This is a genomic window from Intrasporangium sp. (genome assembly GCF_040414665.1).
Lineage (GTDB): Bacteria > Actinomycetota > Actinomycetes > Actinomycetales > Dermatophilaceae > Intrasporangium.
The window spans coordinates 1-24,392 of record NZ_JBEDUL010000140.1; the positions used below are offsets into that span (position 1 = coordinate 1).

25 protein-coding genes and 1 riboswitch are annotated in these 24,392 nt (G+C 70.1%); of the genes, 14 read left to right on the top strand and 11 right to left on the bottom strand.

The window, feature by feature from the left end; genetic code table 11:
• The first annotated feature begins 103 nt into the window (after positions 1-103).
• The 3 genes from ABF401_RS14295 (at position 104) to ABF401_RS14305 (ending at position 2,461) form a co-directional block, all read left to right on the top strand.
• On the top strand, positions 104-1,057 hold the full coding sequence (locus ABF401_RS14295; protein WP_353510238.1) for an aldose 1-epimerase family protein: 954 nt from the start codon (positions 104-106) through the stop codon (positions 1,055-1,057).
• Positions 1,058-1,146: 89 nt separating this feature from the next.
• Complete coding sequence (locus ABF401_RS14300; RefSeq protein ID WP_353510239.1) at positions 1,147-1,542, top strand: cold-shock protein; 396 nt, start codon at positions 1,147-1,149, stop codon at positions 1,540-1,542.
• Positions 1,543-1,546: 4 nt separating this feature from the next.
• On the top strand, positions 1,547-2,461 hold the full coding sequence (locus ABF401_RS14305; RefSeq protein WP_353510240.1) for a DUF3027 domain-containing protein: 915 nt from the start codon (positions 1,547-1,549) through the stop codon (positions 2,459-2,461).
• 28 nt (positions 2,462-2,489) lie between these two features.
• On the opposite strand, the gene ABF401_RS14310 is transcribed toward ABF401_RS14305, so the two are convergent.
• Complete coding sequence (locus ABF401_RS14310) at positions 2,490-2,738, bottom strand: DUF2530 domain-containing protein (protein ID WP_353510241.1); 249 nt, start codon at positions 2,736-2,738, stop codon at positions 2,490-2,492.
• Between the two features lie 83 nt (positions 2,739-2,821).
• On the opposite strand from ABF401_RS14310, the gene ABF401_RS14315 reads away from it, so the two are divergent.
• From ABF401_RS14315 to ABF401_RS14325, 3 genes are all read left to right on the top strand, one after another.
• Positions 2,822-4,318 (top strand): NCS2 family permease, encoded by a 1,497-nt coding sequence (locus ABF401_RS14315; RefSeq protein ID WP_353510242.1) that lies wholly within the window; start codon positions 2,822-2,824, stop codon positions 4,316-4,318.
• Positions 4,319-4,511: 193 nt separating this feature from the next.
• Positions 4,512-4,958 (top strand): MarR family winged helix-turn-helix transcriptional regulator, encoded by a 447-nt coding sequence (locus ABF401_RS14320; protein ID WP_353510243.1) that lies wholly within the window; start codon positions 4,512-4,514, stop codon positions 4,956-4,958.
• On the top strand, positions 4,955-6,235 hold the full coding sequence (locus tag ABF401_RS14325) for an MFS transporter (protein ID WP_353510244.1): 1,281 nt from the start codon (positions 4,955-4,957) through the stop codon (positions 6,233-6,235). Before ABF401_RS14320 ends, ABF401_RS14325 begins: the two co-directional genes overlap by 4 nt.
• An 86-nt stretch (positions 6,236-6,321) precedes the next feature.
• Here the strand turns inward: ABF401_RS14325 and ABF401_RS14330 are convergent, their stop codons facing one another.
• The 3 genes from ABF401_RS14330 to ABF401_RS14340 form a co-directional block, all read right to left on the bottom strand.
• On the bottom strand, positions 6,322-6,969 hold the full coding sequence (locus ABF401_RS14330; RefSeq protein WP_353510245.1) for a dihydrofolate reductase family protein: 648 nt from the start codon (positions 6,967-6,969) through the stop codon (positions 6,322-6,324).
• A gap of 176 nt (positions 6,970-7,145) precedes the next feature.
• Positions 7,146-8,291, bottom strand: coding sequence for a phosphoserine transaminase (gene serC, locus ABF401_RS14335; RefSeq protein ID WP_353510246.1), 1,146 nt, complete (start codon positions 8,289-8,291; stop codon positions 7,146-7,148).
• Between the two features lie 180 nt (positions 8,292-8,471).
• Complete coding sequence (locus tag ABF401_RS14340) at positions 8,472-9,224, bottom strand: helix-turn-helix transcriptional regulator (RefSeq protein ID WP_353510247.1); 753 nt, start codon at positions 9,222-9,224, stop codon at positions 8,472-8,474.
• A gap of 207 nt (positions 9,225-9,431) precedes the next feature.
• On the opposite strand from ABF401_RS14340, the gene ABF401_RS14345 reads away from it, so the two are divergent.
• Positions 9,432-9,704, top strand: coding sequence for a hypothetical protein (locus ABF401_RS14345; RefSeq protein ID WP_353510248.1), 273 nt, complete (start codon positions 9,432-9,434; stop codon positions 9,702-9,704).
• Between the two features lie 127 nt (positions 9,705-9,831).
• On the opposite strand, the gene ABF401_RS14350 is transcribed toward ABF401_RS14345, so the two are convergent.
• A complete protein-coding gene (locus tag ABF401_RS14350; protein ID WP_353510249.1) occupies positions 9,832-10,587 on the bottom strand; it encodes a helix-turn-helix transcriptional regulator in 756 nt (251 codons plus the stop codon).
• A gap of 206 nt (positions 10,588-10,793) precedes the next feature.
• Here ABF401_RS14350 and ABF401_RS14355 point away from each other — a divergent pair, with 206 nt between their 5' ends.
• Entirely contained in the window at positions 10,794-12,125 is a 1,332-nt protein-coding gene (locus ABF401_RS14355) for a vanadium-dependent haloperoxidase (RefSeq protein ID WP_353510250.1), read from the top strand.
• 156 nt (positions 12,126-12,281) lie between these two features.
• Here the strand turns inward: ABF401_RS14355 and ABF401_RS14360 are convergent, their stop codons facing one another.
• Positions 12,282-13,403 (bottom strand): citrate synthase 2, encoded by a 1,122-nt coding sequence (locus ABF401_RS14360; protein WP_353510251.1) that lies wholly within the window; start codon positions 13,401-13,403, stop codon positions 12,282-12,284.
• Positions 13,404-13,517: 114 nt separating this feature from the next.
• On the opposite strand from ABF401_RS14360, the gene ABF401_RS14365 reads away from it, so the two are divergent.
• Positions 13,518-14,159: a pentapeptide repeat-containing protein gene (locus ABF401_RS14365; protein ID WP_353510252.1), complete on the top strand. Its 642-nt coding sequence runs from the start codon at positions 13,518-13,520 to the stop codon at positions 14,157-14,159.
• Between the two features lie 496 nt (positions 14,160-14,655).
• Here the strand turns inward: ABF401_RS14365 and ABF401_RS14370 are convergent, their stop codons facing one another.
• Complete coding sequence (locus tag ABF401_RS14370; RefSeq protein WP_353510253.1) at positions 14,656-15,060, bottom strand: hypothetical protein; 405 nt, start codon at positions 15,058-15,060, stop codon at positions 14,656-14,658.
• A gap of 51 nt (positions 15,061-15,111) precedes the next feature.
• On the opposite strand from ABF401_RS14370, the gene pdxH reads away from it, so the two are divergent.
• Positions 15,112-15,807 (top strand): pyridoxamine 5'-phosphate oxidase, encoded by a 696-nt coding sequence (gene pdxH, locus ABF401_RS14375; protein WP_353510254.1) that lies wholly within the window; start codon positions 15,112-15,114, stop codon positions 15,805-15,807.
• A gap of 97 nt (positions 15,808-15,904) precedes the next feature.
• Here pdxH and ABF401_RS14380 read toward each other — a convergent pair whose 3' ends face one another.
• A complete protein-coding gene (locus ABF401_RS14380) occupies positions 15,905-17,047 on the bottom strand; it encodes a hypothetical protein (RefSeq protein ID WP_353510255.1) in 1,143 nt (380 codons plus the stop codon).
• A gap of 247 nt (positions 17,048-17,294) precedes the next feature.
• On the opposite strand from ABF401_RS14380, the gene ABF401_RS14385 reads away from it, so the two are divergent.
• The 4 genes from ABF401_RS14385 (at position 17,295) to ABF401_RS14400 (ending at position 21,199) form a co-directional block, all read left to right on the top strand.
• Positions 17,295-18,512, top strand: a complete 1,218-nt coding sequence (locus ABF401_RS14385; protein WP_353510256.1) for an MFS transporter — start codon at positions 17,295-17,297, stop codon at positions 18,510-18,512.
• Positions 18,513-18,540: 28 nt separating this feature from the next.
• Positions 18,541-19,254 (top strand): iron-dependent transcriptional repressor DtxR, encoded by a 714-nt coding sequence (locus ABF401_RS14390; protein WP_353510257.1) that lies wholly within the window; start codon positions 18,541-18,543, stop codon positions 19,252-19,254.
• 187 nt (positions 19,255-19,441) lie between these two features.
• A riboswitch (cyclic di-AMP (ydaO/yuaA leader) is annotated at positions 19,442-19,608 on the top strand.
• Positions 19,609-19,614: 6 nt separating this feature from the next.
• Positions 19,615-20,412, top strand: coding sequence for a C40 family peptidase (locus tag ABF401_RS14395; protein ID WP_353510258.1), 798 nt, complete (start codon positions 19,615-19,617; stop codon positions 20,410-20,412).
• Between the two features lie 103 nt (positions 20,413-20,515).
• The gene (locus ABF401_RS14400) at positions 20,516-21,199 is read left to right on the top strand and encodes a DsbA family oxidoreductase (RefSeq protein ID WP_353510259.1); all 684 of its coding nucleotides are present in this window, start codon (positions 20,516-20,518) and stop codon (positions 21,197-21,199) included.
• A 39-nt stretch (positions 21,200-21,238) separates the two neighbouring features.
• Here ABF401_RS14400 and ABF401_RS14405 read toward each other — a convergent pair whose 3' ends face one another.
• The 3 genes from ABF401_RS14405 to ABF401_RS14415 form a co-directional block, all read right to left on the bottom strand.
• Positions 21,239-21,610 carry an STAS domain-containing protein gene (locus tag ABF401_RS14405; protein ID WP_353510260.1) on the bottom strand — a complete coding sequence of 124 codons (372 nt, stop codon included), beginning with the start codon at positions 21,608-21,610 and terminating at the stop codon, positions 21,239-21,241.
• On the bottom strand, positions 21,607-23,715 hold the full coding sequence (locus ABF401_RS14410) for a SpoIIE family protein phosphatase (RefSeq protein WP_353510261.1): 2,109 nt from the start codon (positions 23,713-23,715) through the stop codon (positions 21,607-21,609). The genes ABF401_RS14405 and ABF401_RS14410 overlap by 4 nt, the downstream gene beginning before the upstream one ends.
• A gap of 142 nt (positions 23,716-23,857) precedes the next feature.
• Entirely contained in the window at positions 23,858-24,376 is a 519-nt protein-coding gene (locus tag ABF401_RS14415; RefSeq protein ID WP_353510262.1) for a DUF488 domain-containing protein, read from the bottom strand.
• Positions 24,377-24,392: the final 16 nt, after the last annotated feature.

Sequence of the window (24,392 nt, forward strand, 5' to 3'; positions counted from 1 at the left end):
TCGTCACGCCCCCGGATGTCGTCGGCCAGGCTGCGGGGCGACCGCCTCTCCAGGCTGTTGATGGCCACGCCCCCAACCTATGCGGCTCCACTAGCGTGGAGCCATGAGCGCTCTCTTCCCGGAGCCCGGCCGTCCGTCCTTCGCGGCGTCATCGGCGGCACCCACCGGGCAGCAGTGGACGATCGGGCATGGCCCCTTCGAGGCGACGGTCGTCGAGGTGGGCGGCGGCCTGCGCGCCCTGACTCGGCAGGGATCGCCCCTCGTCGCCGGTTACGGCGCCGACGAGTCGCCGCAGACCGGTCGCGGCCAGCAGCTGATGCCGTGGCCGAACCGCATCAGGGACGGCAGGTACACCTGGGAGGGCACGGAGCAGCAGCTGCCGATCACCGAGGTCGCACGCGGTCACGCGAGCCACGGGCTGGTCCGCTGGGCCGTCTGGGAGCTGATCGAGCACGAGGCGGAGTCGGTCACGGTGGGTTATCGGCTCTACCCGCAGCCCGGCTGGCCACACCCGCTCGACCTGCGCACGACCTACGTCCTCGACGACAGCGGCCTCGTCGTGACGACCGCTGCCCGCAACGTGGGCCAGACACCGGCACCGTTCGGCTACGGGGCCCATCCCTACCTCGCAATCGGGTCCACCCCATTGCCCGAGGTGCAGGTCACGGTGCCCGCCTCGACCTGGCTCGAGGTGGATGACCGCCTCATACCGACGCGGCGACTCGGCGTCGAGGGCAGCGGCGTTGACCTCCGTCAGCGCCGGCCGCTCGGCGACACCCGGTTGGACACTGCGTTCACCGACCTCGTCCGTGATGACGACGGGATGTGGCGCTGTGAGGTCGCGACCGAAGCGGTCGGCCGCATCGTGGTGTGGGCCGACGCGGCGTTCCCCTGGGTCCAGGTCTTCACCGGTGCGGTCGAGAAGGGTCTCGGCGTTCCCGGGATAGCCGTGGAACCGATGACGTGTCCGGCTGACGCCTTCAACTCCGGGGACTCGCTCATCACGCTCGCGCCCGGCGACGAGTGGACCGGCACGTGGGGGATCTCACCCCGCTGAATGCACGATCTGGGTCGGGCGACCAGCAGATAGGCTTGGCGGGGCGCGGCCACTGGTGGGCGCCAATCAGACGAGCAACGAGGTGGACTGTGCCGACTGGCAAGGTCAGGTTTTTCGACGCCGACAAGGGCTTCGGTTTCATCGCGGAAGACGATGGCGCTGACGTGTTCCTGCACGCCAACGCGCTGCCCGAGGGCGTGACGACCCTGAAGAAGGGGACTCGCGTCGAGTTCGGCGTCGTCCAGGGCCGCAAGGGGGCGCAGGCGCTGCAGGTGCGTGTCCTCGATCCGGCACCGTCCCTCGTCAGCAAGCGCCGAGAGCGCGACCGGAAGCCCACCGAGGAGATGGTCGTCATCGTCGAGGACGCCATGCAGGTTCTCGACGAGGTGAGCAACGGCCTGCGCAGGGGGCGCTACCCGGACAAGGACTTCGGCTCCAAGGTGGCTCAAGCGCTGCGCAAGGTCGCCGACCAGCTCGAGGGCTGACGCGATGGTGCCAACGCTCACGTCGAAGCGGGACGCGGCCAGGTCGGACGCGGTGCTCCTCGCTGCCGTCGACCTCGCCCGGGCCGCCCTCGAGGAGGTTGCCGAGCCGGGCACGGTCGGCGCCCACTCGGGGATGGAGATGCTCGGGGAGCGCCTCGCGATGCACTGGTTCGAGTGCCTCTCGCCCGGTTACCACGGCTGGCGGTGGGGGGTCAGCGTGGCTCGCGTCCCGCGGGCCAAGGTGGCCACGGTCTGCGAGACGAACCTGTTGCCAGGGCCCGAGGCGGTCCTCGCGCCGCAGTGGCTGCCCTATGCCGACCGGCTCGCGCCCGGCGACCTGGGTCCCGGCGACGTGCTGCCGCGACGGCAGGACGACCCCAACCTCGAGGCGGGCTTCGAGGCGACCGGCGACGAGGACGTCGACCAGCTGGCCATCGTCGAGCTGGGCCTGGGCCGACCCAGGGTCCTGTCCCCCGAGGGACGAGACGCGGCGGCCACGCGCTGGTACGACGGTGAGAGTGGTCCGAAGGCGGAGATCGCACTCAAGGCCACCGCTCGCTGCTCGACGTGCGGCTACTTCGTGCCGATGGCCGGCGCGCTCCGGGCGGTCTTCGGTGTCTGCGCCAACGAGTGGAGCCCGTCCGACGGGCGGGTCGTCTCGCTCGACCACGGGTGCGGTGCCCACTCGGAGACTGACATCGAGCAGCCCGAGCCGACGCCGATCGGTGAGCCGATCGTCGACGAGCTCGCCGTCGACGTCGAGCAGGTCCTGCCGGCCGACGAGGACGCCACACCTGCGAGTGACTCGGCCGAGGAGGGCGCGGACGAGCCGGCCCCGGAAGCTGTCCACTCGATCGAGGGGGACGCGGTCGTCGCGCAGACGGAGGACGAGGGCGAGGGCACGCGCGAGCGGGACTGAGCTCAGCGGCATACGGCCACAGTCTGCGTCAGGCGGCGTCCTTCGCGTTGCCGCGGCCGCGGCGCAGGTAGACCCAGCCAATAGCGCCCAGGCCCATGCCGGCGACGCACGTCCACGGCCACCAGTCGCGGTCACCCGCGTGCAGGGCCGGCACGACGAGGGTGACGACGAGCGCCACTGCCCACGCGACGATCCCGGCCTCGACGATCTTGAGCATGGGGACGTGAACCGGCTCGAGGGGCTCCCCGGGCTGGCGGGGAGGGGTCTGGTCGGTCACGTGGGCCAGCCTAGGTGATCCCTGGCGCGATCCGTCGCGGACCAACGGCCAAGGACCTCCTCTGCACCACTAGAGTGCCCGCCATGTCGACCGAAACCACCCAGCGTCCGGTAGCGACCGGACGACTCGACGGCTTCTTCAGGATCACCGAGCGCGGGTCGACCGTCGCCCGCGAGGTCCGAGGCGGATTCGTCACCTTCTTCACGATGGTCTACATCGTGGTCCTCAACCCGATCATCCTGTCCGGCGCGACGGACGGCTCCGGGCTCATGATCGGCGGCGTCGCCGACCTCGAGCAGAGCAAGCTGCTCGTCGCCGTGGGCACGGCCGTCATCGCCGGCATCACGTCCATCCTCATGGGACTCGTCGCGAACTTCCCCATCGCGCTCGCGGCCGGCCTCGGGATCAACGGCCTCATCGCGGGCATGGTGTTCACCCATGCGGCGGAGGGGATCACCTTCGCGGATCTCATGGGGCTGGTCGTCATCGAGGGCGTCATCATCCTCGTCCTCGTCCTGACCGGCTTCCGCACGGCCGTCTTCCACGCGATCCCGGCGCCGCTCAAGGTCGCGATCTCGGTCGGCATCGGCCTGTTCATCGCCTTCATCGGGGTCATCGACGCCGGCTTCGCGCGCCGCCCGACGTCGCCGGGGTCGGTCCCGAGCGAGCTCGGCATCGGCGGCAGCCTCAACGGCTGGCCGACGCTCGTCTTCGTCTTCGGCGTCTTCCTCATCGCGGTGCTGCTCATCCGCAAGGTCAAGGGCGCCATCCTCATCGGCATCGCCGCGGCAACGGTCCTGGCCATCGTCATCGAGGCGGTCTTCCAGATCGGGCCACGGATCTTCACCGACCAGGGGCTGCAGAACCCGGAGGCCTGGTCGCTGACCGTGCCTGCGCTGCCGGAGTCGATCACGAACACGCCGGACCTGGGGATCCTCGGCCAGTTCAGCCTGCTCGGGTCGTTCGAGAAGCTCGGGTTCGTCACCGCGATCATGTTCGTCTTCTCGCTCCTGCTCGCCGACTTCTTCGACACCATGGGCACGGTTGTCGCCATCGGCACCGAGGCCGAGCTGCTCGACGAGGAAGGCAACCCGCCGAACACCGAGCGCATCCTCGTCGTCGACTCGGTCGCGGCGATCGCGGGTGGCGCCGGTGGGGTCAGCTCGAACACGAGCTACATCGAGTCGGCGGCAGGTGTCGAGGAGGGGGCCCGGACGGGCCTCGCCTCGGTCGTCACGGGCGTCCTGTTCCTGCTGGCGACGTTCCTCGCGCCACTCTTCGCCGTCGTGCCGTCCGAGGCCGCGGCGCCCGCGCTCGTCATCGTCGGCTTCCTCATGATGATGCAGGTCAAGAACATCGACTGGGACAACATGGAGGTGGCGCTGCCGGCGTTCCTGACCATCGTGCTCATGCCGTTCACGTACAACATCACCGTCGGCATCGGGGCTGGCTTCATCGCCTGGGTCCTGATCAAGATCGCCCGCGGGCACGCCCGCCAGGTCCACCCGTTGCTCTGGATCGTGACGGCGTTCTTCGTCATCTACTTCATCAAGACGCCGCTCGAGAACATCCTGACGTAGCCCTCACACCCCGCAACACACCGAGCACGGGTCAACCCCTGACGGAAATAACCGTCAGGGGTTGACCCGTGCTCGGTGTGTTGCGGGGGAGGGGCTGGGAGGGCAGGGACGGGCAGGGACGGGCGCAGGGAATGATTAGCAAGGCTAATGAGTTAGGCTAATCAGTGCCCGACTCTGACTCTGAGGAACCTTCGTGACCGTCCCCGCCGCCAAGCCGCTCTCCCGATCCGAACGCGTCACGATGGCGAACGACATCCGCCTCGCCTGCATGCGCATCTCTCGCCGGGTCCGCTTCGAGTCCGACCGCGAGCTGCCGCCGCACCAGTTCTCGGTGCTCGCGCGGCTGGAGGACGCCCCGCACACCAACAGCGAGCTCGCCGAGGTCGAGCGCGTATCGGCCCCGAGCATGAAGCGCACGACGGGCTGCCTCGTCGACAAGGGCTACATCGCCCGTGCGGACGACCCCCTGGACGGGCGCCAGGTGATCCTGTCCCTGACCCCCGAGGGCCGCAAGGCGGTCAGGCGGATCCGGCGGCACCGCGATGAGTGGATGCTGGACCGGTTCGCCAACCTGTCCGGGGACGAGCTCGCCCTGCTCCAGCAGGCAAGTGCCGTCCTCGCGAAGGTGGCGACCAAGTGAGTCCGACCTTCCACTCGCTGGGGGTGCCGAACTACCGGCGGTACGCGTCGGGTGCACTCGTCTCCAACGTCGGCACCTGGATGGGCCGGGTGGCGCAGGACTGGCTCGTCCTCACCGTCCTCACCGACCATTCGGCTTCCGCGCTCGGCATCGTGACCGGCCTGCAGTTCCTGCCGTTCCTCATCCTCGCCCCGTGGGCCGGGATGATCGCCGATCGGTTCCCCAAGCGGCAGATCCTCCTCTGGACGCAGACCGCGCTCCTCGTCACAGCCTTGGCGCTCGCCGTCCTGACCGGTGCCGGCGTCGTCGAGCTGTGGCACGTCTACACCCTCGCCCTGCTGCAGGGTGTTGCCACGGCGATCGACAACCCGTCGCGTCAAGCCTTCGTCTCCGAAATGGTCGACCACGAGCACGTCGCCAACGCGGTCGCTCTCAACAGCGCGTCGTTCAACCTCGGCCGGCTCCTCGGCCCAGGTGTCGCGGGTCTCGTCATCGCCTGGTTCGGCCTCGCGCCCGCCCTCTACATCAACGCGATCTCCTTCGTCTTCGTACTGGTCGCGCTCCTCCGGATCGACCAGAGAAGCCTGCAGCTGGTCCCACGAGCCCGCGGCAAGGGCCAGATCCGGGAGGGAGTGCGGTACGTACGGCGGCGGCCCGACCTCATCCTCATCATGGCGCTGGTCTTCGTGCTCGGGACGTTCGGGATGAACTTCCAGATGACCATGGCGCTCATGTCGACGCAGGTCTTCCACAAGGGCCCGGGGGAGTTCGGCGTGCTGGGCTCCATCATGGCGGTCGGCTCACTGTCGGCGGCCCTGATGTCGGCCCGGCGACGCCCCCGGATCCGCGTCCTCATGGTCGCGCTCGCGGGGTTCACCGTCTCGACCTTCCTGCTTGCGACGGCGCCGACCTTCGAGCTGTTCGCGATCTACCTCGTCCCGACCGGTCTCGCGGCGCTCACTGCCCTGACGACGGCCAACGCGCTCGTCCAGATGAGCGTCTCGCCGGTCATGCGAGGCCGGGTCATGGCGCTCTACATGGCGATCTTCCTCGGCGGCACCCCGCTCGGTGCGCCGATGATCGGCTGGATCGGCGACGCATGGGGCGCGCGCTGGACGATCGCGATCGGCACCATCACGGTGGGGCTCAGTGTCGCCGCCGTGGCCCTGTGGTTCGCGCGGAGGCACAATGTAGCGGTGACCTTCCAGACGCAGCGCCGGCCGCGGCTGCGAGTTCGGCTCGACCGGCCGGAGACGCGACAGTTGGTGGCCAAGTGAACTTCCGGACCCGGAACCGGCTGACCGTCGCTGCCCTTGCGCTGTTCATCGTCATCGCCGTGGTGGCTGCCTTCTTCTGAGTCCCCTCACCGGCCCTTTGCCGTGAACGTCAGGTGCGTCACGCCGGTCGGGGTCGAGACCGCCTCGATGTCGTAGCTCTGCTCGACGGACTCCAGCCCGTCCCACAGGCGCACCCCGCGTCCGAGCACGATCGGAACCTGGGCGACGTGCAGGTGGTCGACCAGGCCCTCCGCAACGAAGTCGCGCACGACGGTCGGCCCACCACCGATCCGGACGTCCCGGTCTCCCGCGGCCTCCCGAGCCCGCTGGAGGGCCTCGCTCGGGGAGGCGTCGAGGAAGTGGAACGTGGTGCCGCCCTTCATCTCGATCGACGGGCGCGGCCGGTGGGTGAGCACGAACACCGGCGTGTGGAAGGGCGGGTTCGGTCCCCACCACCCCTTCCAGTCCGGGTCGTCCTGCCAGCCGGGCGGACCGAACTTCCCGGCACCCATGATCTCGGCCCCGATCCCCGGGTTGTGCTGCGCGGCGAAGGCGTTGTCGGCACCCGTGGTGCCACCCGGCTGGTTGCCCATCCGATGGAAGAAGCGCGTCCCGACATACCACTCGTGAAGTCGCTGCCCGGCATGGCCGAACGGGGCCTCAAGGCTCTGACCGTCGCCGGTGGCGAAGCCGTCGAGCGAGATCGAAAGATTGTGAACGCGGACCTGCGGCATCTGAGTCCCCTTCGCTGGGTGTCGGTAGGACATCAGCATGGATCCCCGATGTGCTGCGTCCCAGTCTTTTAGGGTCGAGTGTGCTCCGCGCGGCACGTGCCTGCTGGTGCGGGAGGAGCGTCAGGCCGGCCGCGAGGGGAAGGGACTCAGCGGCATACGGCGAAAGGCGTTGAGACTCAGCCGAGCTGGGAGACGACGTACTCCACGGCCGTGGTCAGCGTGCTCACGTCGTCGGGCTCGACGGCCGGGAACATCGCGACGCGCAACTGGTTGCGGCCGAGCTTGCGGTAGGGCTCCACGTCGACGATGCCGTTGGCGCGCAGGACCTTGGCCACGGCGGCCGCGTCCACCGCATCGTCGAAGTCGATCGTCCCGACGACCTGCGAGCGGGCGGCGGGGTCGGTGACGTAGGGCGTCGTGTAGGAGGTCGTCTCGGCCCACTCGTAGAGGCGGCTCGAGGAGTCCTTCGTGCGCGCGGTCGCCCAGTCGAGGCCGCCGTTGCCGTTGAGCCACTGGACCTGCGCGTCGAGCATGGCCAGGGTCGCGACAGCGGGCGTGTTGTAGGTCTGGTTCTTCAGCGAGTTGTCGATCGCGGTGGGAAGGCTGAAGAAGTCGGGCACCCACCGGCCGGTCGCGGCGATCTCCTCCACCCGAGCGAGCGCGGCGGGCGAGAAGAGCGCGAGCCAGAGACCGCCGTCGGAGGCGAAGCACTTCTGCGGGGCGAAGTAGTAGACGTCGGCCTGGGTGATGTCGACCGGGAGGCCGCCGGCACCGGAGGTGGCGTCGACGAGGACGAGCGCGTCGGAGTCGGCCCCCGCAACGCGCTGGACCGGGGCCATCACGCCGGTCGAGGTCTCGTTGTGCGGCCAGGCGTAGACGTCGATGCCCGCCTCGGCGCGCGGCGTGGCGAGCGTGCCGGGGTCGGCCTTGATGATCGTCGAGTCGCCGAGGAAGGGGGCCGCCTGCGTGACGTTGCCGAACTTGCTCGAGAACTCGCCGAAGGACAGGTGCTGCGCGCGGTCGCGGACCAGGCCGAAGGCGGCGATGTCCCAGAAGGCGGTCGAGCCGCCGTTGCCGAGGATCACCTCGTAGCCCTCCGGGAGGCTGAAGAGGCTGCGCAGGCCCTCGCGGACGGAGCCGACGAGGTTCTTGACGGGGGCCTGCCGGTGCGACGTGCCGAGCACGGTCCGGCCGAGGCTGGCGAGGTGCTCGACCTGCTCGGGGCGCACCTTCGAGGGACCGGAGCCGAAGCGGCCGTCGGACGGGATGAGCTCGGCGGGGATGGTGATGGTCGGCTGGGTCGTCGCGGGGGCGTCGGTCACGGTCTGCACCTTGGGGTGGGGGCCACGGTCGCGGGTCGCGTGGCGGGTGAGTTGCTGACGGGTGACGCCGTTGTCACCCTTCATTCAACCGCAGGCGCCTGACTGCACGACACGGCCGACCGCTGTGTGAACAGCCACAGCCGGCGCTGCCCGGGCGGTGCACTGGAGGGAGCCCGCCCCTCAGAGGAAGCCGCTGACCTTGCGGATCGCCTCCGTCCGGCTCGCCGCGCCGATGCGCAGGAAGACGTTCTCGAGGTGCTTGCGCACCGTGGCCTCCGAGACGCCGAGACGCCGCCCGATCTGGTGGTTGCTCGCTCCCAGGGAGACCAGGCGCAGCACCTCCCACTGCCGTGCCGTCAGGTGTGGCTCACCCGCGAGCTCGCGAACCCGTCGCAGGTGCAGCTCGCCGACGTGGGGGCGGATGAGCCGGATGATCTCCACCTCGCGGTCGGTGAAGTCTCGACCGTCCGAGCGGAAGAGGAGGAGGCGGCGGTCGAGCGCGCCGAACGGCTGCATCGCCGCGAGCAGCTCGTGACGGACACCCCAGCCTCGCATGACCCGGCCCATCGCGAACCGGAGGTACTCGCGGTCGCCGAACCGGTCCGAGCGTCGCACGACCACGCTGTAGTCCGGCAGCCCCGGACGGATGGCGTCGTAGGAGCAGCCGCCCGGGGCGAAGTACGCCGACCAGAACGCGAAGTCATCGTCCTCGCCCGGTGTCAGCGGCCCCGCCCGCCCGTCGACCAGGCACAGTCCCTCGTTCCGGTGTTGCGCGATGTCCGCGAGCTGGAAGGACACGTCGCCCGGGACCAGCTCGGCGATCCCGCGCAGGACGCTCGAGTAGAACACCTCGTCGTCGTTGTCAGCCGTCGCGTCGTGGACGATCTCGAGGATTCGGTGCGCGTCACGGCCGGTCACGAAGGACTCACCCACGGGGCCTCCCTCCATCTGCCCCTCCATCGAGGGTAGGTCGCGTCATCGGCGCCAGGGAATACGCGTTTCCGCTAGCCGGCCGCCGACGGCTGCGGCGCTCGCACATCGGCGTACGCGGTTCGTCGTATTCCGCTGTGGCTGCCCCGGTCCGCACTCTGGAGGCATCGAGGCGCCCAGACAGGGCGCCAGCCGAGAAGGGTGGGAATCATGTTCAGGCACAAGCTTGCTCGGTTCGCGGCGATGTTCGTCGTCGTCGCCGCGACGGTCGTCGCCAGTGGGCGAGCGGCCCTCGCCGTCAACGTGCCGCCCCCGGGGGGCGGCGAGCCTGCTCCGCTTCCGCCGATGGACCCCATCGCCCCGGTGTCGTCCGGGACGAACTGGGCGGTGCTCGTGGCAGCCGGCGTTGCCCTCGTCCTCGTGGCGACCCTCGTGGCGCTGTACCGCTCGGGGGCGAGGCCCCGGGCCGCTCGTCACGCGTGACCTCAGGCAGGGGAGACAGATGGCGTATGCCGCTGGGCTCGGTCGTGCGACCGAGCGTTGCGACGTGCTCGACCTGCTCGGGGCGCACCGTTGCGCCAGCCGGACGCCAGAGGGGAGTCGCCCCGCCTCAGAGGAAACCGCTGACCTTGCGGATCGCCTCCGTCCGGCTCGCGGCGCCGACGCGCAGGTAGATGTTCTCGAGGTGCTTGCGCACCGTGGCCTCAGAGATGCCGAGATGGCTCCCGATCTGGTGGTTGCTCGCCCCGAGGGAGACCAGGCGGAGCACCTCCCACTGCCGGCTCGTGAGGTTCGGTTCGCCGGCCAGCTCGCGGACCCGGCGCAGATGGAGCTCACCGACGTGGGGGCGGATGAGGCGGACGATCTCCACCTCGCGATCGGTGAAGTCCGTGCCGTCCGAGCGGAAGAGGAGGAGCCGGCGGTCGAGCGCGCCGAAGGGTTGCATCGCCGCGAGCAGCTCGTGACGCACGCTCCAGCCCCGCATGACCCGGCCCATCGCGAACCGGAGGTACTCGCGGTCACCGAACCGGTCGGAACGGCGCACGACCAACGAGTAGTCGGGCAGTCCCGGCCGGATCGCGTCGTACGAGCAGCCGCCCGGCTCGAAGTATGCGGACCAGAAGGCATAGGTCTCGTCAAGGCTCTGTGCGTGCCGCACCGTCCTTCCGCCGACGAGGCGGAGGCCATCGATGCTGTGGTGCCCGATGTCGGAGAGCTGGAGGGTCACCATTTCGCACGGGACGAGTTCGGCAATTCCGCGCAGGACGCTCGAGTAGAACAGCTCGCCCGGGTCCTCAGCTGTCGCGTCGCCGACGATGTCGAGGATCCGGCGCGCGTCCCGGCCCGTCACGAACGACTCACCCACGACGCCTCCCTCCGGCCTCGCCCTCCTACGAGGGTAGGTCTCGAGTCAGGCTGGTGGAATACGCATCTGCGTCGTGCTGTGAGGTCCGAGCGACCCCCTGCATACGTAGAACGTCGTATTCCGCCGGGCTTGTGTACTCGTTCACTCTGGGGCGACCACACGGCGACCGAGCCCTCGGGCCGGTCATGCCCGGACAGGAGGAAGAGATGCACAGCACCAACTCACGCACCATCTGGGGAGTCGCCACCGCCGTGGTCCTGGCCGCCGCGATCGCTCCCGGGGCAACCGTCTCGGCGGCTGGGCCTGCGTCCTCGTCAGTGGCATCCACTGACTCCGACGTGCTGCGCGCCTGGAATCTCACCGCGCAGCAGTACACCATCCCGTTGCGCCCCACGGCGCATGGCCAGACGCGTGGGATCGCGATGGTCCAGGGGGCGGTCTACGACGCCGTCAACGCCGTCGATCGTGGGCACCAGTCGTACCTCGTCGACGTCTCGGCCCTGGACGTCGACCCCGCGGCATCGGTCGATGCCGCGATCGCCACGGCGGCCCACCACGTGCTCGTGGCCATCGTCCCGTCCGACCAGGTCGCCGGGCTTGACGCGATCTACTCCGCAACCCTGGCCGGCATCCCGGACGGTGTGGCCGAGAGCGAGGGCGTCCGCGCCGGAGCCGCCGCCGCGGCAGCCATGCTCGCCGCTCGCGCAGGTGATGGCTTCATGGGTGCATTCACCCCGGTGATCGGAACCGGCCCCGGTGAGTGGCGCCCGACGCCGCCGACCGGAACCGACCCCGATGGGTGGGTCGGTTCCATGCGGCCGTTCCTCATGACGAGTCCGGACCAGTTCCGCTCCTCCGGCCCCAACGCCCTGACGAGCGACAAGTACGCCAAGGAGTACAACGAGGTCAAGGAGCTGGGCTCCCTGACGAGCACCCGGCGCACCGCGGACCAGACGACCGCCGCGATCTTCTGGCAGTTCGCCCCGACGGCCCTGTGGAACGGCATGGCGCGCGACCTCATCTCGGGGCACGCTCTGGATGCAGTCCAAGGGGCGCGCCTGCTCGCCATGGTGAACCTGGCCGCGGCCGACGGTGCGATCGCCTGCTGGAACAACAAGAACTACTGGAACTTCTGGCGGCCAATCACCGCCATCCGCGAGGGCAACTCGGACGGCAACCCGGCGACAGTCGGCGACCCCACGTGGCGATCACTGTTCGACCCGACCACTCCGACAACGCCGCCGCTGGCGACGCCACCCTTCCCCGACCACCCGTCCGGGCACGGGTGCGTCAGTGGGGGCGCGCTCGATGCCACCCAGTCCTTCTTCGGCACGGACAAGGTCAGGATTACGATCCGTTCCGGCCGCTTCCCCGCCGAGCCACGGTCCTTCGACCGGCTCTCCGATGCGCTCAAAGAGATCATCGACGCGCGCGTCTGGGGTGGGATCCACTTCCGATCGGCCGACGTGCAGGGTGCCGTGATCGGCATGAAGGTCGTCCACTGGATGGACAGGCACTACTTCCAGCCGACGGGGTGACCCGCCACTCGGCAGGGAGCGTTGGCCGGCCACAACGTGACTCAGCGGGACGGCGGAACGAGCCCAGCGGCATACGGCATGAGTTGTATGCCGCTGGGCTGCATTGTGGGAGTGGAACATCCGCGCGTTGACGGGCCTGTTCGCAGCGCCGCAGAGTCAGTGGGCGATGTCCCGTGACCAGCCATCGACGTCCTCCGGCTTGCGAGGGCCTTCCCCGATGTAGCGGGCTGAGGGGCGGATGAGGCGACCGGTCAGCTTCTGCTCGAGGATGTGGGCGGACCACCCGGCCGTGCGGGCACAGGTGAACATGGGGGTGAACATCTGCGGCGGGACCTCGGCGAAGTCGAGGATGACTGCGGCCCAGAACTCGACGTTCGTGGCGAGGACGCGGTCGGGGCGACGGGCCTGGAGCTCTGCCAGGGCCGCCTTCTCCAGCGCGGCCGCGACCTCGAAGCGCGGGGCGCCGAGACGCTGGGCAGCCGATCGCAGCACCCGGGCGCGGGGGTCCTCGGCCCGGTAGACCCGGTGCCCGAAGCCCATCAGCCGCTCCCCACGGTCGAGCACACCCTTGACGTAGGCGGTCGCGTCGCCCAGCTGCTCCACGCCCTCGAGCATGTGCAGGACCCGTGAGGGCGCCCCGCCGTGGAGCGGGCCGGACATCGCGCCGACCGCTCCGGAGAGAGCAGCCGCGACATCAGCCCCGGTCGAGGTGATGACCCGCGCGGTGAAGGTCGAGGCGTTCATGCCGTGTTCAGCGGCCGACACCCAGTAGGCGTCGACGGCCTGGACGTGCTTGGGGTCGGGCTCGCCGCGCCAGCGGATCATGAACCGCTCGGTGATCGTGCCGGCCTTGTCGACCTCGGACTGCGGCACCATCGGCTTGTCGAGCCCACGGGCCGACTGCCCGACGAAGGAGAGGGCCATGACGGCGGCGCGGGCCAGGTTCTCCCGGACCTCCTCGGGCTCGATGTCGAGCGTCGGCCTGAAGCCCCAGCCCGGGGCGAGCATCGCGAGGGCGGACTGGACGTCGACCCGAACGTCACCGGTGTGGACCGGGAGCGGGTAGGGCTCAGCCGGCGGCAGCCCGGGGTTGAACTTGTTGTCGACGAGCAGTCCCCACACGTTGCCGAAGGACACGTGCCCGACGAGGTCCTCGATGTCGACCCCGCGATATCGCAGGGCGCCGCCCTCCTTGTCCGGCTCGGCGATCGTCGACTCGAAGGCGATGACTCCTTCGAGGCCTGGCTTGAAGTCCGGGTCGGGCGCGTGGTCTGCCATGACGGTCCTTGTCGCGTTCGAGGTCACCGGCGTGGTCCGCCACCCCGGTGTGGGCCACTAGCCATTCTGCACGGCACGGCCGGCATGGTCCGACGGGGCTGTCAGACTGACGGGATGCTGGGCCCTGCCGACCAGACCGTCTACCCGCACGCCGTTCTCACGGGCGGCCCCGCCGTTGGTCGCGATAACGGTTTCGACCTGGTCCGTTTCGACGGGACGGACCTGAGCCGCGGACACTTCGAGGGCACCAGCTTCCTCGAGTGCGCGCTCGTCGGCTGCACCCTCGACGACGTGCACCTGGAGTCCTCACGATGGTCCGAGTGCACCTGGGAGCGCGTCCGCGGAGTCGGGGTGGTGCTGGCGCAGGCCAGCCTCAGCGACGTCACGATCGACGGCTGCCGGCTCGCTGCCGTGTCGGCGTGGGGGTCGACGTGGCGCGACGTGACCGTGCGCGGCGGCAAGATCGACTTCCTCAACCTGCGCGGTGCCGTCCTCAAGGACGTGCAGTTCGTCGACTGCGTCGTCAGCGAGCTCGACCTCGGCGAGGCGACCGTGGCTGGGGTGAGCTTCGACGGGTGCACTCTCGTGGAGCCGGAGTTCGGCACGGGGTCGTATGCCGCTGTCGACCTCTCCGGCGCGACGTTGCGTTCCCCGCGTGGCGTGGCCGCACTCAAGGGTGCGACGGTGAGCCGGGTCCAGCTCATCGAGCTGGCCGAGCACCTGGCAGGAGAACTCGGCATCAAGGTCGCCGACTGACCTACCCGCCCCACCCACCCTCTCGTCGAGTGGGCAGTTCGCGCCGCTCGCCTCGCGCCGGGGACGATTGACGTCACGTTGCGTGGCACCTCTTGTGTGGGCGTCGGATGTGACGGCGGTTGGTCCCGTCATCGCTCCCGTCGCTGCTGGCGCGGAGTGCACACTCGACCGAGGGGGGCCGGCGCGGAGTGCACACTCGACCGAGGGCGCCGGCTCGCTTCGGGCGTCTCGCCGACTGACCTACCCGCCCCACCCACCCTCTCGTCGAGTGTGCAGTTCGCGCCGCTCGCATCGCGCCGGGGACGATTGACGGGACGAGGCGTGGCACCTCTTGTGTGGGCATCGGATGTGACGGCGGTTGGTCCCGTGATCGCTCCCGTCGCTGTTGGCGCGGAGTGCACACTCGAGGGAGGGGAGCCGGCGCGGAGTGCACACTCGAGCGGTCGGCGGCGTGGGCCGGGAAGGGAGCCCAGTGGCAGATGGCCTGGCCGGCCCGTCAGTTGATGCTGCCGGGCTTGCCCCGTCGGAGCGCGGAGGTCGCGGCGTCCTTGGCTCGGTCCTTGGCGGTCAGCCGGTCCGCGGGGCGGATGCGCTTGGTCAGGTCCGCGCCCTGGAGGAGCCGGGGGAGCGGCGTCGGCGAGACGGGGTAGACGGTGATCGCCGTGTCGCCGCTGAAGACGAGCCACAGCGACCGGTCGCCCTCGTAGACCTTGAGGATGCTGCCGTCGGCAAGGGTCTTGGCGTGCTCGTAGGCGCTCTTGCGGGCCTTCTCGCTGGCCATGACCTTCTGGGCCGCCTCCTTCGCCGGTCCGTGGAACGCCTTGGTCGCGACCCAGATCTGTGGGCCGTACTTCGCTCCCACCTTGACGACCTTGACGACCGCCTTCCCCTTGCCTGCCATCTGTTGACTCCTCATGGTCGGCTGCCTCGGAACAAACCCTAGTCTGGCCGCATGCCCGGACCCGATCCCACCGACACCGGCAGCCTCGACGCCCCGAGGGACGGTCTCGCGGAGAGCGACGTCCTCGCGTCGCCCTACCTGCAGATCCGAGCCTGGGTGGACGGCGCGCTCGCTGCGGCGCACTCGTGGGTGGAGGGATCCGAGCCCCTGGCGTTGGCCGTGGCGACGGTCGATCCGGACGGCGCCCCCAACCTGCGGACCGTGCTCATGCGCTTCTTCGACGACCGGGGGCCGGGCTTCGTGACGAACCTGGAGTCGACCAAGAGCGTCGAGCTCGCGGCCAACCGGCGGATCGCGGCCGGGCTCACCTGGCCGGCGATGCACCGGGCGATCCGCTTCCGGGGCGTGGCCGAGCCCCTGAGCAGGCAGGAGGTCGCGGAGTACTTCGACTCGCGTCCCTATGGCTCGCGACTGTCGGCGTGGGCGTCCGAGCAGTCGCGTCCAGCCTCAGGTCGGGAGGAGCTCGAGCGCCGGTGGCACGAGGCGCTCGAGCGCTACCCGGACCGGGGGCAGCGCGGAGACGTGCCGGTTCCCGACTTCTGGGGCGGCTATCGGATCAGGTGCGACGAGGTCGAGTTCTGGGCCGGTCGCCGCAACAGGCTCCACGACAGGCTCGTGTTCACGCGAACCGGTGACGGCAGCCTGAGCGACACCGGCTCGTGGACGCTGTCCCGACGCCAACCCTGAGGGCCCACTGGGCATAGGAACAGGGCAGCCCGAACTGGCCGGACTGCCCTGCTTCATCCTTGAGTGTGGGTGGGGACGCGGCTATCGCGTGGCCACCTCACACGTTCCGGAAGAAATCACTTCTCGGATCACCTCCTTCCGTAGCTCTTGGACGACCGTACGTCGCCGTGCCAGCGGGCGCCAAGTGGTTTTGCACAGGCGTTTCGGCGGGACCGGATGCCAGCCTCGTGACAGGGCCAGGGGCCACGGTGTCGTCACGCGGCCGGTAGCGCCCCACCAGCGCGAGCAACAGCGGCACCTCAACGTAGACGTGGGGGAGCGTCATGGCGTCGTGGACCAGCACGGCGCTCGAGTAGTCACCGACGAGCAGGACCGCGAAGAATGCGGCCGCCAGGAAGCCGATGGCCCAGACTCGAGCCCCCGTGAGCCACGGCAGCCGATCCTCGAGATCGGTGGCGGCCTCCGGCGCGTAGCGGGGGAAGAAGACTACCCAGACGAGCAGGTGCATGGTCTGGAGGAACGCGAAGACGGCGAAGAGCCGCATGCCCAGAACGGTGCCGGCCTCGCCCGGTGGCACCACCCCCTCGATGACGGCGTGGCCGTCCTCCACGAGACTTCGCACCACCGCGGTGTCCGCTCCCAGCCAGGCATCGGCAGCCCCGAGCAGGATGGCCAGCGGAAGGCCCGTCGCCCATCCCAGCTGCACCAGCCGAAAGGCCCGCCGCGATCTGGCGGTGGGCAGCCTCCGTGACCAGTCCCAGAGGAAGGCGACGACCGCGAGGAGGTGCAGGTGCGCCAGGACGACGAAGTGATGGTCCGGCCAGACCAGGGATGCCATCGCCGCCAGTCCGGTCAGGGTCCACGCGAACCTCCGTCGCCTCGCCGGCACGACTCGGGAGATGGCCCAGCAGACGATCGCGTAGGAGAGGACGATCTCAAGCACCTGCGCGGGTCGACCGACGATGCCGGCGAGCAACCGGCTGACGATGGCGCCGGCGAGGAGCAGCCCCAGCACCCCGACGAACCGGTGTCCCAGACCCAGGGGCAGACCGGAGAAGCGACCCGCGACGTAGCGCAGCTCGAGGATGGCGTGCAGGACCCCGAGCAGGATGACCCCGACGACCACCGCCGCCACGGCGGACGCGAGCGTCGCGGCGAGAACGGCAGCCGCCGTCGCGACGAAGGCGAGCGAGAGGACGGTCCCACGGGGACCCGACCACGCGGGTCCGGGAACGGTCACGGCACCCACCCCGCCGCCCGCTGGTGGGTGAGCCCAGCGGCATACGGCGGGCCAGGGAGGGTCGTGTCGCAGAGTCCGGCCACAGCGCCATGGTTCGGTGAAGGCGGGGGCGCGAGCGAGCGCAGATACGCAATCGTTAGGCCCTCGTGGCACGTCCGATACCGCTGAGCACGAGAGCCATCGGCGAGCGTGACCACACTGTGGCCACCGTCGGAACGACCCGCCCCGGAGCCGTAATGTGCGAAGGATGACCGTGCCTGACGAGGCGGGGACGCGCGGGACGCTGCGGGCCATCGCGCTGTCGGCCTACGGCCCGACGTTGCTCGGCTCCACGGGCACCGGCGCGGTAGCACCGATCATCGCCGTCTCGGCGCGCGACCTGGGCGCCTCGGTCGGTGTCGCCGCCCTGCTCGTCGCCGCGCTCGGGCTCGGGACGCTCCTGGGCGACCTACCGTCCGGCGCGTTGGCCGCACGCATTGGGGAGCGGCGCGCTCTGCTCGTGGCGGCGATCCTCGAGGCGATCGGCATGCTCGTGGCCGCCGTCGCCGGTTCGCTCGCGGTCCTCTTCGTCGGGATCATCCTCGTCGGGCTCGCCGGCTCGCTCTTCGGACTCGCTCGGCAGGCGTACCTGACCGAGGCGGTCCCGGTCCGGATGCGCGCGCGGGCCCTGTCGACCCTCGGCGGGGTGCACCGGATCGGTTGGTTCCTCGGGCCGTTCCTCGGGGCGATCGTCGTCGCGCGGTGGGACGTCAGCGCTGCCTACGTCGTCGGTGGCGTCGCGAGCCTGGGGGCGTTCGTGCTCGTCCTCGTCGCGCCCGACATCACGTCCGCCGAGCGATCCACCGCCGCCAAGTCGCCGCAGCGGTCGGTGGGCTCGGTTCTCAGGGAGCACCGGCGGGTCCTCATGACGCTCGGGGTCGGGGCCCTGTGGGTCTCCGGGGCTCGTGCCGTCCGCGAGGCCCTCGTGCCGCTGTGGGCCGAGTCGGTCGGGCTCTCGCCGGCCCAGACCGCCCTCGTCTTCGGGGTCTCGGGGGCGGTCGACATGCTGTTGTTCTATCCCTCGGGCTGGCTCATGGACCGGCACGGCCGGGTCGCGGCGGCGGTGCCGAGCATGGTCATCCTCGGCCTCGGCATGGCCCTGCTCCCGCTTAGCTCGACGCTCGTGGCCGTGACGGCCGCCGCCACCGTCCTCGGGTTCGGGAACGGACTGGGCGCCGGCCTCATCATGACGCTCGGGGCCGATGCGTCCCCTCCCGAGGCGCGCTCGCAGTTCCTCGGAGGCTGGCGCCTCTGTGCCGACGTGGGAAGGGCAGCGGGTCCGTTGGCGTTGTCGGGGCTGACTGCCATCATGACGCTCGGCGCGGCGTCCGTGGTCCTCGGTGCAGGAGCCGCCCTGGGGGCGGTCTGGCTGCGGATCTGGGTTCCGCGCCACGACCCGACCAGGGCCGCCGCGCGAGCGCCCTGACGAGTGACGGATTTGAGAGAGTAGGACCGTGACCGACCTCATCGATACGACCGAGATGTACCTCCGCACGATCTTCGAGCTCGAGGAGGAGGGAATCGTCCCCCTCCGGGCCCGGATCGCCGAGCGGCTCGGGCACTCCGGCCCCACGGTCTCGCAGACGGTCGCACGCATGGAGCGCGACGGACTCGTGTCGGTCTCGGGTGACCGCCACCTCGAGCTGTCCGATGAGGGACGACTGCTGGCGACGCGCGTCATGCGCAAGCACCGCCTGGCCGAGCGGCTGCTCGTCGACGTCATCGGCCTCGAGTGGGAGTACGCCCACGACGAGGCCTGCAGGTGGGAGCACGTCATGTCCGAGAAGGTCGAGCGCAAGATCCTGCGCCTCATCAAGGACGGTCGCGAGTCGCCCTACGGCAACCCGATCCCGGGTCTCGAGGAGCTGGGGCTCGACGTGTCGGGTGAGTTCCTCACCGGCCTGGTCGCGCTCAGCGAGGCGGCCGGTGCGGCCCCCGTCACCGTGACCATCCGTCGTATCGGCGAGCCGGTGCAGGTCGAGCCCGACGCGCTGGCGCTGCTCACCTCCGCGGGTCTCATGCCAGGACAACGCGTCTCGGTCACACGAGAGGACGGCCGGGTCATGGTCAGCCCAGAGGGCTCGGACCAGTCAGCCGGAGTGGCGCTTCCCGATGACGTGGCCGTCCACGTGTTCGCGCAGGCCGGGCCGCCGGCCGAGACCGCCTGAGTCGCTGCTCCACGTCCCGCCGCTCGAAGGTTCGTTCGACGGCGGCCGACCCGGCTGATCCCCGCCGAAAAAAGTTGTCCCCAACCTGTGATCCGAGCGTGACAACCGTGGGCGGTTTGGATAGTTTGAGCGGGCTCGCTCGGATCGAGGGAGTGCTTCGGACCGGATCGCCAAGTCCTGCCGCCGGTCAGGGGCCGTGACAAGACCGCATGGCAGGAGCGGGGGAACCAATCTCCGGGCGTCGCGAGACGTCCTTGGGGTGTAGTCCTCCGAGGACCTTCGGGTCCGAGCGAGGGCCGGGTAGTACCTCCCACCCGAACCCGACAGCTCACCTCGCAGGCGTCGAGAGGTAATGGACACGTGGCTCAAATCGTTGCCGGCCGTCACCGCAGCCCCGAACGCTACAACCCGCTCTCAGAGCTCAAGCTCATCGCGAAGGAGTCGGCGCAGCCGGCCGTCAAGGGTGCCGCGATCGTCGCAGCCTCCGGCGGGCTCGTCGCGACATTCGCCCAGCCCGCCGCCGCCGACGGCCAGCTCGCCGCCCCGGTGAACGCCGCCCCGAGCAGCGCAGTCGTCGTCGGCCCCCAGTCGGCGACGCTCAAGACGGCGAGCGCCCTCAACGCCATCGGCTTCGCGCAGCAGGCGACCACGCACCAGGTCAAGGCCTCCAAGCCGCTCGTCATCAAGGACGTCGTCCTCGAGAAGGAGCGCTCCGAGGCCAAGGAGCGCGCCGATGCAGCCGAGCGGGCCGCACAGGAGCGTCGCGTCGCAGCGCAGCGAGCCTCCCGCACGACGCAGCGGACCCCGATCGCCGACCCGGCGCCCTCCGCCTCCGGCATCGTTGGCATCGCCCAGTCCATGTTCGGCGTCCCCTATGTCTACGGTGGCAGCTCCACGAGCGGCTTCGACTGCTCCGGCTTCACCTCATGGGTCTACCGCCAGGCCGGCATCTCGATCCCGCGGACCGCGTCCGCGCAGCAGGCGTCGGCAGCACGGGTGACCAACCCGCAGCCGGGTGACCTGGTCTTCTTCGGTTACCCGGCCTACCACGTCGGGATCTACGTCAGCCCCGGCCGCATGATCGACGCCCAGCGTCCCGGCACCGTGATCGGCTACCACTCGATCTGGACGACGCCGTCCGGTTACGGCCGCTACTGATTCTGGTCCCACGCGCCAGGCCACCTCACGAGGCCCCCACCGCTGCGAGCGGAGGGGGCCTCGACGGCTCGGAGGGTGCGTCGGGTCATGCAAGACTGAGCCGATGACCAACCAGTCCGCTGCGGAGTCCTCGACCCACGTCGCGCTCGAGGTCTGGTCGGATCTCGTGTGTCCCTGGTGCTGGATCGCCAAGCGGCGCATCGAGGCCGCCATCGCCGCCTTCGAGCGGCCCCATGACGTCACGATGCGGATGCGGGCCTTCGAGCTCGACCCGACGGTTCCCGTCGGCGAAGGCATGGGTGTGGCGGAGCATCTCGGCCGCAGGTACGGCGGCGGGGTTGAGGGTGGCCGCCTGATGAACGCGCGGGTCAGCGAGGAGGCCTCCGGTGACGGGCTCAGCTTCGACTGGCACACGGCCGTCCGGGCCAACACCTTCGATGCCCACCGGCTGTGCGAGCTCGCCCTCGAGATGGGCGGGCCAGCGCTCCAGTGCGCCGCCTACGAGCGGTTCCACTCCGCACACTTCAGCGAAGGGTTGGCCATCGACGACCACGAGGTGCTGCAGCGGCTCGCCGCCGAGGCCGGCCTCGACGAGAGGCGCGTGGCGGCCGTCCTCGCCGCCGAGGACTATGCGGCCGAGGTGCGTGCAGATGAGCAGCTCGCCCGCTCGATGGGCGTCCACAGCGTGCCGTTCGTCCTCGCAAATGGTCACGCGGCCGTCTCTGGCGCGCGATCCGTCGACGACTACCTCGCGTTCCTTCGCGGCGTGGTCACCGACCGCGTGTGACCGGTCCTCAGGGGTATGCCGCTGAGCTCAGTCCGGTGGTCAGGTCTCCGGAGCCAGTGGCTCAGTCATCGGGTCCGCGGCTTCCACCGCGTCGTCCAGCGGGATGACCGTGTCGATCCGGGTCAGGTCGAGCACCGCCCGGATCGGGGCCTCCTTGGGGACGACGAGGCGGAGCTGCTGCCGCCGATGCCCGAGTCGCTGGGCGAGCCGGAACAGCATGGCGATGGCCGCGCTGTCGAGATAGGTCGTGTCCCGCAGGTCGAGGACCACTCGGGCGGGATCGTTGGACAGGGCGGTGGTGATGGCGTGGCGGACCTCGTCGACGTTGGCCAGGTCGATCTCACCGGAGACGTGGACGTGCGTGACCCGGTCCGGGTGCTCCTCGGACGTGATCCGCGCCCGCCCGGTCATGGGCGGCTCCCGTGGCGTAGGCCGATCCAGCGCTGGAGGTGCACGACGGTCCCTTCGGCAGTGCGGTAGACGTTGACAGTGTCCGTCAGGGCTCGCATCAGCTGCAGCCCCCAGCCACCGCCGCGGTCGGCTGGCGCCCGCCAGTGACCGCGGTCGCGGACCCACACCTGAAGGAGGCCCTCATCGAGGCTGGCCTCGAGCTCGAGGTCGCCCGGAGCCGCGGCGTACGCATGCTGGACGACGTTCGCGCAGGCCTCGCCGGATGCGACGAGGAGGTCGTGCTCGACGTCCGGCGCGACTCCGGCATCACGCAACCACCGCCGCAGGGAGCCCCGTGCCTGGGCCAGCATCCGTGCCTCGGCCTTGACGGTGACGCGAAGTGGCCCCCCGGCGATCGGCAGCGGACGCACCGCTATGAGGGCGACGTCGTCGGCGACATCCCCGAGGACGATCATCGAACGGAGCAGGTGGTCGCACAGGCGCTCGAGGTCCTCGCCGGCCATGGTCTTCGCGGCTTCGCCGAGCCGGTCCAGCCCTTCCGTGATCGACTCCCCCCGACGCTCGACGAGGCCGTCGGTGTAGAGCAACAGGGTGGAGCCGGGGTCGAGCTCCCGGACCTCCTCCTGGTAGAAAGCCTCGGCGGTGACGCCGATGGGCGGTGCGAGTCCGCCGCTCAGGTAGGACGTCCTCGTGCGGTCGAAGGCAAGGATGGGCGGATGTCCCGCAGTGGCATACCGCACGGTGCGGGTGACCGGGTCGAGTACGGCATAGAGCAGGGTGACCATCTCCGGCATCGGCAGCTGCGACACGAGCCGATGGACGCTGCGGAGCACCGAGGCTGGGGATGGATCCTGAAGCGCATAGACGCGCAGCGCCATCCGGAGCTGCGCCATGGATGCGGCGGCCGACGGCCCATGCCCTGCGACGTCGCCGATCGCGAGTCCGACCCGACCGCCCGGCACCGGCAGGACGTCGTACCAGTCGCCGCCGATCTGGACGTCGCTCGTGGCCGGGACGTAGCGCGCTGCGAGCCCCACCCCGGGCAGGTCGGGGAGGCGCTCGGGCAGGAGCGTGCGCTGCAGCGTCTCTGCGATGTCGTGCTCCCGTCGAGTGCGAGCCTCCTCCCGACCCAGCTGCTGCTGGGCCTCGAACCGGTCGCGGACCTCGGTGGCGAGGCGATCGTTGAGTGCGGAGAGCTGCTCTGTGCGAGCCTCGACCCGGGCCTCGAGGTCGGCGGCCGCTTCGTGGAGAGCCGCCGCCGCGTTGTTGCGCTCCGTGACGAGCGCGGCCAGCACGAAGGACGTCAGGGCGACGCAGGCGTTGAAGGCGTGCAGGGTGAGCGTCTGGCCCAAGAGCGGCTGCCCCCGGAACGGACCGGTCTGATTGGCGGCGTTCCACGTGGCGATGAGCGACGCGATGAGGGCGGCCGGCGCGGCGCCCCTGAGCTGCAGCCGCCACGCGGCCCAGCCCACGGCTGGCAGCGCGAGGAAGAGCACCTGCAACGACTGGGTCGCCCACGTCGTGGTGAGGACCACGATGAGGAGGATGGCGACGAGCTCGAACCACTGCCGCCACGGCCACCGTGGCAGCTCGCGGAAGAGAAGCAGGCTGAGCAGGAACGGTGTCACGGCGAGGATGCCCATCGTGTCCCCGGTCCACCACACGGCCCATGCTCCTGGCAGTTGCTCCCTGGGGATGGCGCCGGAGAGGACAAGGGCACTCGAGCCGATCGTCGCGCTGATGGGCGTGCAGCCCAAGGCTGCCGCGACGATGGCGACCGCGTCCCGCTGCCGGTCCAGCTGACGCCGGAAGCCAACTCGCTCGAGCAGCAGTGCGGCTGCCAGGGGGGCGAGCGTGTTGCCGGCCGCGGTCGCGATGGCCGGCAACACCCCGACGTCCAGTTGCAGGTTGACCACCAGGGCGCTGACAGCCACCGCTGGCCACACCCAGCGTCCCAGGACGACGAAGGCCGCCACCGCGATGCCGGTTGGCGGCCAGAGGGGCGTGACGCTATCGGCGACGAGGGAGAGCTCCAGGCCCAGGCGGGCCAGCAGGTAGTAGGCGAGGGCGATGGCGATGCACCACCGGACGCGATCCGAGGTCATCGTCCGGCTTGGACCATCACGTTCGGTGGTCACCGCCACAGGATGAGCGTATTGATGAAAGGACAACCTCACGCAGTTTGAGGTGCGTGAGAATCACGACGTGTCGTGGCGCACGGGCTTCGCCCTGGCGACGTTGCGGTGGTCAGTGGCTGGCGGGATAGGTGATGGCCAGGCCGTCCACGACCGCGAAGGAGGTCAGGGTCTCTGGTGTGGCCTTGCGTTCGTCGTAGATGTCGATGACGTCGATACCACGGACGAGAAGGGCGTCGCCGACGAGCGAGCGGTGGCAGCGCCAAGGGACCGCCTCCGCGCACATGATCGCGGTCGGTTGCGCGCGGGCCACGGCGAGCAGGTCCTCGATGCCGGAGGCGAACTCCGGCGTGGCCATGTAGTCGGCGAAGCCGCGGAAGCTGGCATGGCGCCAGCCCCGGTTGGGCGAGTCGGTGCCGGCCTGACGCAGCCCGCCGAGGGAGGGCAGGTGTCGATACTCGACTCCGGCAGGCGGAAGCGTCCGGGAGAGCGCGTCGATGTGGAACTGCGGGTTGTGACGGGACTTCGGCACGGTGCGGATGTCGACGAGGCAAGAGAGGTCGTGGGCGCGCAGGATGGCGAGGAACTCCTCCAGTGGCCGAGTCGAGTGGCCGATGGTGTGGATCCTCATGTTCGCCGACCCCCTC